The 13426-nt window shown below is 63.6% G+C and carries 12 protein-coding genes; 4 read left to right on the top strand and 8 right to left on the bottom strand.

What is annotated here, in order from left to right:
- Positions 1–30 precede the first annotated feature (30 nt).
- The 7 genes from ACCD03_RS06220 to ACCD03_RS06190 form a co-directional block, all read right to left on the bottom strand.
- Positions 31–1263, bottom strand: a complete 1233-nt coding sequence (locus tag ACCD03_RS06220; RefSeq protein WP_316674779.1) for an NAD(P)/FAD-dependent oxidoreductase — start codon at positions 1261–1263, stop codon at positions 31–33.
- 78 nt (positions 1264–1341) lie between these two features.
- Positions 1342–1680: a nitrite reductase small subunit NirD gene (gene nirD / locus ACCD03_RS06215; protein WP_413411108.1), complete on the bottom strand. Its 339-nt coding sequence runs from the start codon at positions 1678–1680 to the stop codon at positions 1342–1344.
- A 26-nt stretch (positions 1681–1706) separates the two neighbouring features.
- The gene (gene nirB, locus ACCD03_RS06210) at positions 1707–4262 is read right to left on the bottom strand and encodes a nitrite reductase large subunit NirB (RefSeq protein ID WP_325652296.1); all 2556 of its coding nucleotides are present in this window, start codon (positions 4260–4262) and stop codon (positions 1707–1709) included.
- Between the two features lie 21 nt (positions 4263–4283).
- A complete protein-coding gene (locus tag ACCD03_RS06205) occupies positions 4284–5606 on the bottom strand; it encodes an MFS transporter (protein ID WP_413411107.1) in 1323 nt (440 codons plus the stop codon).
- A gap of 392 nt (positions 5607–5998) precedes the next feature.
- Positions 5999–6292, bottom strand: a complete 294-nt coding sequence (locus tag ACCD03_RS06200; protein WP_252694309.1) for a hypothetical protein — start codon at positions 6290–6292, stop codon at positions 5999–6001.
- 161 nt (positions 6293–6453) lie between these two features.
- Positions 6454–6708: a GlsB/YeaQ/YmgE family stress response membrane protein gene (locus ACCD03_RS06195; protein ID WP_004627540.1), complete on the bottom strand. Its 255-nt coding sequence runs from the start codon at positions 6706–6708 to the stop codon at positions 6454–6456.
- A gap of 112 nt (positions 6709–6820) precedes the next feature.
- On the bottom strand, positions 6821–8365 hold the full coding sequence (locus ACCD03_RS06190; RefSeq protein WP_413411106.1) for a methyl-accepting chemotaxis protein: 1545 nt from the start codon (positions 8363–8365) through the stop codon (positions 6821–6823).
- 424 nt (positions 8366–8789) lie between these two features.
- On the opposite strand from ACCD03_RS06190, the gene ACCD03_RS06185 reads away from it, so the two are divergent.
- The 4 genes from ACCD03_RS06185 (at position 8790) to ACCD03_RS06170 (ending at position 12157) form a co-directional block, all read left to right on the top strand.
- A complete protein-coding gene (locus ACCD03_RS06185) occupies positions 8790–9350 on the top strand; it encodes a GbsR/MarR family transcriptional regulator (RefSeq protein ID WP_253534765.1) in 561 nt (186 codons plus the stop codon).
- A 19-nt stretch (positions 9351–9369) separates the two neighbouring features.
- Positions 9370–10743, top strand: a complete 1374-nt coding sequence (locus ACCD03_RS06180) for a cytochrome ubiquinol oxidase subunit I (protein WP_413411105.1) — start codon at positions 9370–9372, stop codon at positions 10741–10743.
- Complete coding sequence (locus ACCD03_RS06175) at positions 10740–11771, top strand: cytochrome d ubiquinol oxidase subunit II (RefSeq protein ID WP_413411104.1); 1032 nt, start codon at positions 10740–10742, stop codon at positions 11769–11771. The genes ACCD03_RS06180 and ACCD03_RS06175 overlap by 4 nt, the downstream gene beginning before the upstream one ends.
- Before the next feature lie 80 nt (positions 11772–11851).
- Positions 11852–12157: an NIPSNAP family protein gene (locus tag ACCD03_RS06170; protein WP_413411103.1), complete on the top strand. Its 306-nt coding sequence runs from the start codon at positions 11852–11854 to the stop codon at positions 12155–12157.
- 7 nt (positions 12158–12164) lie between these two features.
- Here the strand turns inward: ACCD03_RS06170 and ACCD03_RS06165 are convergent, their stop codons facing one another.
- A complete protein-coding gene (locus ACCD03_RS06165; RefSeq protein ID WP_413411102.1) occupies positions 12165–13283 on the bottom strand; it encodes a helix-turn-helix transcriptional regulator in 1119 nt (372 codons plus the stop codon).
- Positions 13284–13426 lie beyond the last annotated feature (143 nt).

Below are 13426 nucleotides of genomic sequence, written 5' to 3'. Positions count from 1 at the left end.
GATGGCCTTGGGTGTCAGGCAGATCAGAGATCAGGCGGCTTCTGCTTCGCACAGCGCACGGCCAAACAACAGGCGCTGGCGAATCGGTGTGATCGGGGTCTGGCGCTGGATCATGTCGAAATACCACGGGCCATCAGCCACATCGCCGTACAGCACCGCGCCGACGATGCGGTCTTCCTTCAGCACAAGGCGCTTGTAGACGCCACGGCGCGGGTCGCGCAGCACGATGTCTTCGGTGCCGTCGCCGCCAATGAAATCGCCAGCGGAATACAAGTCCACGCCCGTGACCTTCAGCTTGGTCGCCGTGGCCTGCTGGATATAGCGGCGGTGTCCGGCACCGGCCAGGTGCGCGGCACACACACGGGCCTGGTCCCAGATGGGTGCAACCAGACCGAACGTTGCGCTGCGGTGCTGCACGCATTCGCCGACGGCGTAGATGCGCGGGTCGTAGGTTTGCAGCGTGTCGTCGACGATGATGGCGCGCTCGCAGTGCAGGCCGGCGGCCTTTGCAAGTTCAATGTTCGGGCGTACGCCGGCAGTCATGACGACGAGGTCGGCGGGAATTTGGGTGCCGTCCTTGAAGCGGACGGCAGTCACGCGGTCGGTGCCAAGTAGCTCTGCCGTGTGCGCACCCAACAAGAAGCGCAGGCCCTTGGCCTCCAGCGCCTTCTGCAACAGCTTGGCGGCCGGCTTGTCGAGCTGGCGCTCCATCAGGCTGTCGGGCAGGTGCACCACGGTCACGTCCATGCCCTGACGCATCAGGCCGTTGGCGGCTTCCAGCCCAAGCAGGCCACCGCCGATGACGACCGCATGCCGGTGGTTGCGGGCCGCCTCCAGCATCGTCTCCACGTCTTGAATGTCGCGGAAGGCGATCACGCCCGGAAGCAGGTGCCCCGGCACCGGCAGGATGAACGGCCGCGAGCCGGTGGCGATCAGCAGGCGGTCGTAGCGCACCTCCACGCCGTCGCGCGAGCGCAGCGTGCGGCGCGGGCGGTCGATGGCGACCACCGGGTCGCCCGCGTGCAGCGTGATGTGGTTCTCGTCGTACCACTCACGCGTGTTGAGCATGATGTCGTCAACCTGCTTCTCGCCCGCCAGCACGGGCGACAGCAGGATGCGGTTGTAGTTGCCGTGCGGCTCTTCGCCGAACACGGTGACGTCATACAGGTCCGGCGCCAGCTTGAGCAACTCTTCGACCGTGCGCATGCCGGCCATGCCGTTGCCGATGACGACCAGCTTGGGGCGTACGGTCTTGGCGTTCATGCTGCCTTCTCCTGAAGGTTGTCGGTCATTTGATTCACTCAGTGCCGGCGGCCATGGCCGCGGCTTACGGCTTGCGGCTCATGCCGCTACCCAGACCTTGCCGTCTTCCACCTTGGTTGCGTAGGCATGCACGGAGTTGGCCGGCGCTTCCAGACACTCGCCCGTGGTCAGGTCGAAATGCTGCTTGTAGATGGGCGAGGCGACGACAATGCGCTCGCCCAGGTTGCCGACCAGCCCGCGCGAGAGCACGGCGGCGGCGGAGTTCGGGTCGTAGTTGCCGATGGCGTACACGCTTTGCGGTGTGTTGCCGCCCACGCGGAACACGGCAACCTGGTCACCTTCCACCAACGCGCAGACGCCGGTGTTGGGAACGATGTCGTCCAGGGCACAGATCGGGGTCCAACGGGATGCTTGCATGACGTCCTCCTCTTCCTCTATCAGGCTCAAGCAGCTTCGGCAACAACAGGAATGCGCACGGGCCGCGTCTTGGCACGCTCTTCCACCGTGGCAGGGCGGATCTGGCCGCGCTCCTCGACAAAGACGACATTCGCATCCTTCGCTTCGCTGTTGACGAAGTGACGGAAGCGCTTGCGCACTTCGGGGTTGGTCACGGCCGTCTTCCATTCGTCCTGATAGGTATCGACCACGTGCTGCATGTCGGCTTCGAGTTCCGCCACGATGCCCAGCTTGTCGTTGATGACCACGTCCTTGAGGTAATCCAGGCCGCCTTCCAGGTTGTCGCGCCACGTGCTGGTGCGTTGCAGGCGGTCGGCCGTGCGCACGTAGAACATCAGGAAGCGGTCGACATACTTGATGAGCGTTTCCTGGTCGAGGTCTGCCGCCAGCAGTTCGGCATGACGGGGTTTCATGCCGCCGTTGCCGCACACATACAGGTTCCAGCCTTTTTCGGTAGCGATGATGCCGACGTCTTTGCCTTGCGCTTCGGCACATTCGCGCGTGCAGCCCGACACGCCAAACTTCAGCTTGTGCGGCGAGCGCAACCCCTTGTAGCGGTTCTCCAACGCCACCGCAAAGCCAACCGAATCGCCCACGCCATACCGGCACCATGTGGAGCCCACGCACGACTTCACCGTGCGCAGCGACTTGCCATAGGCATGGCCCGACTCGAAGCCGGCCGCAATCAGCTCTTCCCAGATCAGCGGCAACTGCTCCAGACGCGCGCCGAACAGGTCGACACGCTGGCCGCCGGTGATCTTGGTGTACAGGCCGTATTTCTTGGCGACCTGCCCCACGGCGATCAGGCCATCTGCCGTCACTTCGCCGCCCGCCATGCGCGGCACCACCGAGTACGTCCCATCCTTCTGGATGTTGGCGAGGAAGTAGTCGTTGGAATCCTGCAGGCCGGCGTGCTCTTTCTTGAGCACGAAGTCGTTCCAGCACGAGGCGAGGATGCTCGCGACGGCCGGCTTGCAGATGTCGCATCCCATACCGCTGCCGTGCGCTTCCAGCAATGCTTCGAACGACTGGATGCGGCCCACGCGCACCAGGTGATACAGCTCCTGGCGCGAATACGGAAAGTGCTCGCAGATGTGGTTGTTGACGGCCAGACCTTGCTTCTTCATCTCGGCCTTCATCACCTGCGTCATGAGCGGCACGCAGCCGCCGCACGAAGTGCCGGCCTTGGTCGCGTCCTTGAGCGCACCCACGGTGGTGGCGCCGGCGCACACCGCCTGGCACAGCGCGCCCTTCGATACATCGTTGCACGAGCAGATCTGCGCGCTATCGGGCAACGCATCCACGCCCAATGCGGGGCGCGCATTGCCATCGGCCTGCGGCAGGATCAGGAATTCCGGCGCCTCGGGCAGCTCAATGCGGTTGAGCATCATCTGCAGCAGCGTGCCGTATTCAGCCGCATCGCCCACAAGCACGCCGCCCAGCAGGTACTTGCCGTCTTCCGACACCACCAGCTTCTTGTAGATCTGCTTGCGCTCGTCGGTGAACTGCACGCTGCGGCTGCCCGGCGTGATGCCTTGCGCATCGCCCAGGCTGGCGACGTCTACGCCCATCAGCTTGAGCTTGGTGCTCATGTCGGCGCCGCTGAACTCTGCCACCTCGTCGGCGGCCAGGATCTGCTTGGCGGTGATGCGCGCCATCTCGTAGCCCGGCGCGACCAGGCCGTAGACCTTGCCGCCCCACAGCGCGCATTCGCCAATCGCGTACACGTCCGGCGCCGAGGTACGGCACTCGGAGTCGATCACGATGCCGCCGCGTTCGCCCACTTCCAGCCCGCAGGCGCGCGCCAGCTCATCACGCGGGCGGATGCCGGCCGAGAAGACGACCATGTCGGCTTCCAGATGCGTGCCGTCGGCAAAGTTCAGGCGATGCGTCGCCGTTTCGCCGTCGATGATCTCCGAGGTGTTCTTCTGCGTGTGAACGGTCACGCCCAGGTCTTCGATCTTCCTGCGCAGCATGCGGCCGCCGCCGTCGTCGACCTGCATCGCCATCAGGCGGCCGGCAAACTCGACCACGTGCGTTTGCAGGTTCATGTCACGCAGCGCCTTGGCACATTCGAGCCCCAGCAGGCCGCCACCAATGACGACGCCCGTCTTGGCACGCTGGCCACATTCGGCCATCGCTTCGAGGTCTTCGATGGTGCGATAGACGAAGCAGTCCTTGCGGTCCTTGCCCGGCACCGGCGGCACAAACGGCGACGAGCCCGAAGCGATGACCAGCTTGTCATACGACAGCACCTCGCCGGTGGAGGCCGTTACCGTTTTGGCAATGGTGTCGATGGCCGTGGCGCGAGCGTTGAGCTTGAGCACCACGTCATCGCGGTCAAAGAAGCCCGGGGCCACGAGCGAGAGATCTTCCGCCGTCTTGCCCGTAAAGAATTCCGACAAGTGCACGCGGTCGTATGCGGGGCGCGGCTCTTCGCACAGCACCGTCACCTGAAGGTGATGGCCCGGTGTGTGCAGAAGGCTTTCCAGAAACTTATGGCCCACCATTCCGTGGCCAATGACGACGATCTTCATGGTCATGGTGATGTCTCCTTGACTGCGTTAGGCGTTGGCGGCGGCGGCCAGCGTGTTGTCGTACAGCGCTTGCTCGCGCGCCTTGTGCTCCGGCGAGAAGCGCACGGCAATCGCGCAGATGGCAGACAGCGCCACAAACACGCCGAGCACCGACAACGTGGCTTGCGTGTCGGCCATACCCTTGAGCAGGAAGCCCGCCGCCACCGCGCCGGCGTTGCCGCCCGCGCCGATGATGCCGGCCACGCCACCCAGCGCGCGGCGGTCAATGAACGGCACCAGCGCATACGTGGCGCCGCACGCCATGTGCGTGAACAGGCCGAAACCGAGCATCGCGAGCACCGCCACCGTCACGCTTCCTGCATGGGCGAAACCGAACAGGCCCAGGCCCTCGCCCACCATCAGCAAGCACAGCAGTTGAGTACGCGCATCCAGGCCACGCTTGGCTGCCACGCGGTCCGACACGATGCCGCCCAGCGCGCGTGCAAACAGCGCCAGCAGACCGAAGCTCGCCGCAGCCATGCCTGCGCCCGCCAGCGACAGGCCAAAGTGGTCGACGTAATAGGTGGCGGCGATGTTGTGGATGAAGATCTCCACGCCAAAGCACGCGCCGTAGGTGATGAACAGCAGCCACACGCGATAGTTGCCAGCGGCTGCCACGAAGCTGCCCCAGCCGCCCTTCTTGCCGCCTTCGATGGTCTTGCCGGCGGCGCGCAGCGCGCTGTAGTTGCCTTCCGGGCAGTCCTGCGTATAGCGCCAGTAGAGCGCCGCGACGATCAGCATCGCCACGCCCGGCACCACCATGGCAAGGCGCCAGCCCATGCTCTGCGTCACGCCCATCATCACGATGGCGGTCAGCAGCAGCGGCATCGTGCCTTGTGCCACACCGCCGCCCGCATTGCCCCAACCTGCCGCCGCCGCGTTGGCCGTGCCCACCACGTTGGGCGCGAACATGACCGACGTGTGGTATTGCGTGATGACGAAGCTCGCGCCAATCGCGCCGATCGCCAGGCGGAAGAAGAGGAAGGTTTCGTAGCTTTGCGCGAGCGCCACGCCCAGCACCGGAATGGCCCCCAGCAGCAGCAAACCGGTATAGGTCTTGCGCGGGCCAAAGCGATCGCACAGCGGGCCGACAAGCAACCGCACCAGGATCGTCACCGCCACTGCGGCGATGTTGATGTTGGCGATCTGGCCGGGCGTGAGGTGGAACTCGCCCTTGAGCACCGGCATGAGCGGCGCGCAGGCAAACCATGCGTAGAAACACACGAAGAACGCGAGCCACGTCAGGTGGAAGGCGCGCATCTGCGGCGTACGCAGGCTGAACAGGTCGATTCGGGTGGCTTTGCCGGTCATGTTGAATCCCAATCAGGGGCCAAAAAAAAGAAAGGCGTCCGAGAACAGGGCTGCAAGAGCCGAGTTCTGGGACGCCGTTGTCCAATTAGCCCTGAGCACCAGGGCCTTCACCACGAAGAGCACGAATCGCCTTTGACCCGCGCAATGTTGCTATGCAACAGGTATGCCAGGCGCGCAAAGCCTTGTGCTATCGCGGTTTGCAGGAAATGAGCTCGAAATCGGCCGGGGTGCGTGCCTCATGCGCGAGCACTGCATCGCACGGTTTCGGTGCAGATGCGATTCGGGATGGTGCGGCACAGCAAATGCGTCGGCGGCCGCCAATGGCGACCGGTGCATCACGTGCAGGACCGATTTGAGGGAGCCGCCGGACCAGATGTCGGTAGGTATCGGCGTCAGTAGCCGTGCGTCACGATCGACAGCACCGACAGATCCGGATGCGTGCCGTCGACAATGCTGCGCGCCACGTGCACGGCTTCCTCCATGGCCTCTTCTGGGCTGCGGAAGGTGTCGTCCCCGTCAGCATGAAAGGGCACGACGTGACCGGGCAACTGAGGATCGGCGCCCGGGTGGCACACGTAGCCGGTGTAGGTGTAGCGCGTGGAGTTTGCCCGCGTCGGGCTTGGCACAACGTGAATCTCGAACCCTTCGTAGAGTTCTTGCGGTGCGGTGGTGAGCTGGTCAGACATGGTGGCCTCGCTGGGTTAGCGTGTACCGGCCGTGCCGGCGCTTGTGGCGCGGCGCGGCTGCCCTTGGTTCAACCAGTCTAGGTGATGGGGTGCGTGTTGAAATCCGGCGGTTGGATGACACTGCCATCCACCGCCGTTCTTGGGACTGGTGCTTCCTTGCGCTATGCGCGCTTGATCAGCCGAATGATGAACAGCAGGATCACCGCACCGATCACCGCCGTGATGATCGAGCCGATCCACCCGCCGCCCAGCGAGATGCCCAGCACCCCAGCCAGCCATCCGCCGATGAAGGCACCGACGATGCCGACCACGATGTCGACGAAGATGCCGAAACCGCCACCCTTGACCAGGATGCCGGCCAGCCAGCCCGCCACCGCGCCAATGATCAACCAGGCAATCAAACCGTGTGAGGCCATGTTCGCGCTCCAAAGAATGTGCGTTTTGAGGGACGTTACCGCACAGGCATAGTAGGCGAAGACAGCACAATCGCGATGTGGCGCTCACACGGTTTTTGCAATTGCATCGTGCTCAACGGAACACGTTCACCGCCTCCACCAGGCGCGTGGCCTGAATGCGCAAGCCCTCGGCCGCCGCCGCGCTCTGGCCGACCAGCGTGGCGTTCTCCTGCGTGACCTGATCCAGATGGTTGACCGCCTGGCTGACCTGCGTGATGCCGTCGGTCTGCTGCGCCGTCGCCAGACTGATGTCGGCGATCATGGCGGAGACCTTTTTGACCTGCTCGACGATGTCGTCCATGGTCTTGCCGGCGTCGTCCACCAGCCGCGCGCCCGATTCGACCTTGTCAACGCTGGTGCCGATCAGCTCCTTGATTTCCTTGGCTGCACCCGCGCTGCGCTGCGCAAGCGCGCGCACCTCGCCCGCCACGACGGCAAAACCCCGACCTTGTTCGCCAGCACGCGCGGCCTCCACGGCGGCATTGAGTGCCAGGATGTTGGTCTGGAAGGCAATGCTGTCGATCACGCCGATGATGTCGGCAATCTGCTTGGCACTCTGCGTGATGGCGCCCATGGTGGCCACCACCTGCTCCATGGCACGGCCGCCGTTGACCGCCGCCTGCGTGGCCGCGCCCGACAGCGTATTCGCCTGCCCCGCCGTCTCTGCATTGCTGGCCACCGTGGCGGTCATTTGCGTCATGGAGCTGGAGGTTTCTTCCAGGCTCGCGGCGGCCTGCTCGGTGCGGGTGTTGATGTCGCCGTTGCCCTTGGCGATCTCCTGGCTGGCCGACTGCACGTTGACAACCTGCTCGGCCACATCGTCGATCAACCAGCGGAACATCAGCCCGAGCTGGCTGATCGTGCGCAACGTCATGCCGATCTCGTCCACGCGGTCTGCGATGGCGACTTTCCGGCTCTCGCCAGAGGCCACGCTCAGCGCAAGTTCCTGCAGCTTTTCAAGCGGCGTGGCGATCTGCACCTTCAATGACCATGAGGCCAGCGCCAGCGCCACGAGCAACGCGCCGGCAAAACCGCCGAGCGCCGCGCCGGAGAGACCAAATGCCCACGCCGCCGCCAGCAACGCGGGCAGCAATGTGAGGAAGGTGAGCCGGATGCGCCAGCGCACCGGCATCAGTTGGAACACCGAACGCCAGGCCATCAAGCCCGTTCGCACGATCAGGCCCTTGTGAAACTTGCGGCTGCCCGCCTGACCGGTGCGGAAATCCTTGTAGAGCGCTTCGGCCGCGGCGATTTCCTCGCGCGTGGGCTTGGTGCGCACCGACATATAGCCGCTCGCCCGTCCGTTACGCACCACGGGCGTGGCGTTGGCACGCACCCAATAATGGTCGCCATCTTTGCGGCGGTTCTTGACCAGCGCCGTCCATGGCTGCCCCGCTTTGAGCGTGGCCCACATATCGGCAAATGCCTCGGTTGGCATATCGGGGTGGCGCACGATGTTATGTGGCTGGCCTTCAATTTCTTCGCGGGAAAAACCGCTCACCTCCACAAACGCTGCATTCGCATAGGCGATGTAGCTTTGGGTGTCGGTGGTCGACATGAGCGTGGCGTTGTCCGGGAACTCGTATTCGCGCTGGGTGACAGGTTCGTTGACACGCATGGGGGGATCTCCTTTGATGATTTACTTCGCAACGGATTATCGGCACATAACTGGATTTATTAAGACCCGATAACCTAGTTTTGCAGCCAACACCCATTCACCTGCCCGAGCAGATACTGCATTCTTGAAAATGATTCTTATCTGCTTTACCCGCCTTGTTCCTCGCTTCCGCCAGCAGGCGACACGGATGACTTCTGCACGCCGAGTCCGGTAATACCTTATTTGCGTTAAATGTTGACGGAAAAATAAGATACAAAGCACGATATTGAAGCGCCACACGTTTTCTTGTGAACCAATCTCACACTTGGAGCGCCTTCGGCCGCGGGCAGCGTCCCACGCGCGCCGCGACAGCGCGTCGCATCCCAAGGGCGGCAACGGGGGCTAAACTTTCAGAAATTCCTAAAAATTGAGAAAGATCAAAACAATGCAACTCTCCCCCTTGAAACAGCGCTTCGTCCTGCATTTCGGCGAGATGGGCAGCCGCTGGGGCATCAACCGCACCGTCGGGCAGATCTACGCGCTGCTCTACGCCGCGCGCGAGCCGATCAACGCGGACGAGATCGCCGAGGCGCTGGGCTTCTCTCGCTCGAACGTGAGCATCGGGCTGAAGGAGCTGGAGTCTTGGAAGCTCGTGCGGCTGTCGCACAAGCCGGGCGACCGGCGCGAATATTTCTCCGCCCCGGACGACATCTGGACCATCTTCCGCACGCTGGCCGAGGAGCGCCGCAAGCGCGAGATCGATCCCACGCTCTCGCTGCTGCGCGACGTGATGCTCGAATCCCCGACCGATCCGGATGACCGCCACGCCCAGGCGCGCATGAAGGAGATGTACCAGCTCATCACGCTCATGACCAACTGGTTTGACGACGTGCAGAAACTCGACGCCGACTCGTTGCAGCAACTCATGAAGATGGGCTCCAAGGTGCACAAGCTGCTGGAGATGAAGAACAAGCTTGCCGTTGTCGTTGGCGGCAAATCGAAGTAGCCCCGTATCAAGAAAAACCATGTCGCTCGATCCCGTTGTCCTTGCGCGCATCCAGTTTGGCGCCAACATCACGTTCCACATCCTCTTTCCCACCATCAGCATCGCGCTTGCGTGGGTGCTGCTGTTCTTCAAGCTGCGCTATCGCAAGACCGGCAACGAAGCCTGGATGGCCGCATATCGCCTTTGGGTAAAGGTCTTTGCATTGACGTTCGCGCTGGGCGTGGTGTCCGGCGTGACGATGAGCTTTCAGTTCGGCACAAACTGGCCCGGCTATATGAATACCGTCGGCAACATCGCCGGGCCGCTGCTGGCGTATGAAGTGCTGACCGCGTTCTTTCTGGAGGCCAGCTTTCTCGGGATCATGCTGTTCGGCACAGGCCGCGTGAGCCCGCGCATCCATACATTCGCGACGTTCCTGGTTGCGCTGGGCACGACCATCTCGGTGTTCTGGATCATCGCGCTCAACTCGTGGATGCAGACACCCGCCGGCTACGTGATGATCGACGGCCGCGCACATCCGCAAAGCTGGCTGGCGATCATCTTCAACCCGTCGTTCCCGTATCGGTTCACGCACATGCTGCTGGCCTCGGGGCTGACGGTGTCATTCCTGCTGGCGGGGGTATCGGCCTACCGCTGGCTGCGCAATGACCGCGGTGGCGATGTGCGTGCGGCGCTCAAGACAGGCGTGGTGCTCGCGGCGATGCTGATCCCGCTGCAGATTGCCGCCGGCGACGCGCACGGTCTCAACACGCTGGAGCATCAACCGGCCAAGCTGGCCGCGATGGAAGGCATCTGGCAAACCGAACGTGGCGTGCCCGCCGTGCTGTTCGGCATTCCCGATGCGGCTTCGCACAGCAACCGCTACGAGATTGCGGTGCCGAAGTTGGCGTCGCTGTATCTCACGCATTCGCTCGACGGCGAGGTGCGGGGGCTCGACCAGTTCGACCAGCACCCGCCCGTGCTGCCGGTGTTCTTCGCCTTCCGCCTGATGGTGGGCGTCGGGCTGCTAATGCTGGCGGTGTCGTGGACCAGCGCCTGGCGCCTCCGCCGCAATGGTGAACTACCGAACTGGCTGGCACGCGCCCTCGTCGCCATGACGTTCTCAGGCTGGGTGGCCGTGGTGGCCGGCTGGTACGTTACCGAGATCGGCCGGCAACCGTGGCTCGTCTACGGCTTGCTGACCACCGCGCAAGCTGCGTCGTCCGTGCCCGCGCGGATGATCGGCAGCACGCTGGCGATGTATCTCGCGCTGTACGCGTTCCTCATCGCCTCCTACATCGGCGTGGTCTTCTATCTGGCCCGGAAGGCCGGCGGTGCCATCGATCCGACGGATGCCGATATCCCAGCCAAGCACACCTCTCAACTTTCTTCGCCCCTCGCGAGCCACGCATGAGCACCATCCCTGACCTCACCCAACCCGCCGGCTGGCTGCCGATGGTCTTCATGGCCCTGATGGGCATTGCCGTGCTCGCCTATGTTGTGCTCGACGGGTACGACCTGGGCGTCGGCATCCTGCTGCGCCGCGCCGACGACGCCGAAAAAGACACGATGATCGCCTCCATCGGCCCGTTCTGGGACGCCAACGAAACCTGGCTCGTGCTCGGGGTCGGGCTGCTGCTGGTGGCGTTTCCGGCTGCACATGGCGAGATCCTGGGCGCGTTGTATTTGCCGGTGGCACTGATGCTGTTCGGCCTCATCCTGCGTGGCGTGGCATTCGACTTTCGCGTCAAGGCGCGCGCGCACCACAAGCCGTGGTGGAACCGCGCGTTCTATGCCGGCTCGGTCATCGCCACCGCAGCGCAGGGTCTGATGCTCGGGCTGTACATCACAGGCTTCCAGTACGACGCAGCCAACGTCATCTTTGCGATCTGCACGGCGGGCGGCCTGATTGCCGGCTACCTGCTGCTGGGCGCCACGTGGCTCATCATGAAGACCGAAGGTGCGCTGCAATTGCGCGCGGTGCAGTGGGCTCGCGGCAGCCTGTGGTTCACCGCGCTGGGCGTGGCCGCCGTGTCGCTGGCAACGCCGTGGGTCAGCACACGCGTGTTCGACAAGTGGTTTGCGCTGCCGAACATCATCCTGCTGGCGCCCGTGCCGCTGGTGACGATCGTGCTGTTCCTGCTGATCGACTGGGTACTGCGCCGCCTGCCACAGCAGATTGCCAAGGGTGACGAACACCTGATCTGGGCGCCGTTTGTCGGCACCGGCGCCATCTTCCTGCTGGCCTTCAATGGCCTGGCCTACAGCCTCTTTCCGTATCTCGTGGTGGACAGGCTCGACATCTGGCAGGCCGCCAGTGCGCCGGAATCGCTGGAGTTCATGCTGGTGGGCGTGGCGATTGTGCTGCCAACCATCGTCGGCTACACGATCTATTCGTACAAGGTGTTCCACGGCAAGGCGACAGAACTGCGGTACTACTGAGCACGCCGCCCGCATATGGCATTGACCGGACCGCGGGCGGGCGTTTAGGCTGGCGCGCTCCCGACCTCACCACACGCGCCATGATCACCTGCTACCTCCGCTACATCATCAACCCGGCACGGCTTGTCGAATTCGAAGCCTACGGAAAGATGTGGATTCCGCTCGTCGAGAAATTCGGCGGCCAGCACCACGGCTACTTTCTCCCATCGGAAGGGGCGAACAACGTCGCGCTGGCCTTATTCTCGTTCCCGAGTCTGGCGACCTACGAGGTCTATCGCGAGCGCGCCAAGGCCGACCCCGATTGCATGGCGGCCATCCAGTACGCCGAAGAAACCGGCTGCATCGTCAGCTACGAGCGCAGCTTCTTCCGCCCGGTGCTTTCTTGACGCTCGCCTAGCCTTGCGGCCTGCGCTGCGACAGCACCCAAAGCATCGTTCCCACGGCTTCTGCCTGGGAGCGCGTGCAGGTCTTCTCGAAGATGGCCCGCAGTTGCGAGCGCACGGTCGACATGGCGACATTGGCGTCGGCCGCATATTCGTCGGGTGTCTTGCCGGCGATCAGTGCTTCGCCCACCGCTGCCTCTGCCGCTGACAGACCGAACGCCTGGCGCAGCTGCATGGCTGTCACCGGAGCGGCATCGCCCTTGCGCCGGGCCGTGACCAGCATGGCGGCATCGCCAAACGCGGCATGCGCGGCATTGGCGGGCAATTGCGAGATGCCGAGAAAGATCTCGTGTGGCGCCCCAAGCGCCGGCCGCACAGCAAAGCTCTCGCCCTTGCGTGACTTTGCCACCCGCGCCAGCGCGGCTTGCAGGCCATCGTTGTCGGCAGCAAACGCGGCTATCAGCCGACCGTGCTCCAGCCGCAGGCAAGTTGATGCGCGCAGCAACGCTTCGGCTTGCGCATTGGCAAACAGCACGCGCTGGTCCCGCCCGAGCGCGAATACGGCCAGGCCAAGCTGCTCCATCAGTTCGGCGCCGAGCGCTGCATCGCGATGCAGCACGCGTGTATCCCGCCAGAGGTTGATCGTGCGCTGCAGGTGGTCGGTCATGCCGGCAGCGTTGAAACGATCCTCGTCGGAAAAGGGCGTCCGGCCGTGTGCGCGCAACATGCCGAGCAGGATGTCGCTGCTGCCGGGGCGCTCCAGGCGCACGCCCATCAGGTAACGGAAACCCGCAGGGATTTGATAGTCCTGGAAGAATTCGCTGCGCTCAACATACGCATCGGACAGGTAATCCTGGCAGAAGGCAAACTCGCGCACGCTCGCACGTTCGACAAAACCGCGCCGGGGGTCCAGTGCGCCGTAGTACCTGTCGTACAGCCCGATGGTGTCGTCCAGCCCCTGCTTCGGGGAGTAAACCGAAAGCTGAGGTGCATTGCGCACGGCGTCCCAACTGAACATGTGGAACAGGTCGGCACCAAGCGATTCGGTCACGCCCTGGAACACGTCCAGAAACCCTTCCTGCGTTACCGCAGCTTCGTACAGATCACCAATAAGCTGGTCTTTGAGCACGCGTCCCTCCCCCGAAGGATGGCTGTCTGGCCTTGGCGCCCGCCATGCTCACTCTGTGAAAACCAAGTGGCTGCGGTGATGTTATGGGCACATAACTTAGCACGCGCGTGCGGTGCTCAACATCATTCATTTGGCGACGCTTT

This window comes from Ralstonia sp. Ralssp135 (assembly GCF_047304345.1).
In the GTDB taxonomy this organism is placed as follows: Bacteria; Pseudomonadota; Gammaproteobacteria; order Burkholderiales; family Burkholderiaceae; genus Ralstonia; species Ralstonia chuxiongensis.
Note: the sequence above shows the minus strand (reverse complement) of the source record. Positions and strands in the feature narration are given on the sequence as shown.

Coding starts and splice junctions, on each gene's coding strand:
- ACCD03_RS06190 (WP_413411106.1), bottom strand. CDS start 8,365: ATGCGTGTCAACGAACCTGTCACCCAGCGCGAATACGAGTTCCCGGAC.
- ACCD03_RS06220 (WP_316674779.1), bottom strand. CDS start 1,263: ATGAACGCCAAGACCGTACGCCCCAAGCTGGTCGTCATCGGCAACGGC.
- ACCD03_RS06175 (WP_413411104.1), top strand. CDS start 10,740: ATGAGCACCATCCCTGACCTCACCCAACCCGCCGGCTGGCTGCCGATG.
- ACCD03_RS06205 (WP_413411107.1), bottom strand. CDS start 5,606: ATGACCGGCAAAGCCACCCGAATCGACCTGTTCAGCCTGCGTACGCCG.
- ACCD03_RS06180 (WP_413411105.1), top strand. CDS start 9,370: ATGTCGCTCGATCCCGTTGTCCTTGCGCGCATCCAGTTTGGCGCCAAC.
- ACCD03_RS06200 (WP_252694309.1), bottom strand. CDS start 6,292: ATGTCTGACCAGCTCACCACCGCACCGCAAGAACTCTACGAAGGGTTC.
- ACCD03_RS06195 (WP_004627540.1), bottom strand. CDS start 6,708: ATGGCCTCACACGGTTTGATTGCCTGGTTGATCATTGGCGCGGTGGCG.
- ACCD03_RS06170 (WP_413411103.1), top strand. CDS start 11,852: ATGATCACCTGCTACCTCCGCTACATCATCAACCCGGCACGGCTTGTC.
- nirD (WP_413411108.1), bottom strand. CDS start 1,680: ATGCAAGCATCCCGTTGGACCCCGATCTGTGCCCTGGACGACATCGTT.
- ACCD03_RS06185 (WP_253534765.1), top strand. CDS start 8,790: ATGCAACTCTCCCCCTTGAAACAGCGCTTCGTCCTGCATTTCGGCGAG.
- nirB (WP_325652296.1), bottom strand. CDS start 4,262: ATGACCATGAAGATCGTCGTCATTGGCCACGGAATGGTGGGCCATAAG.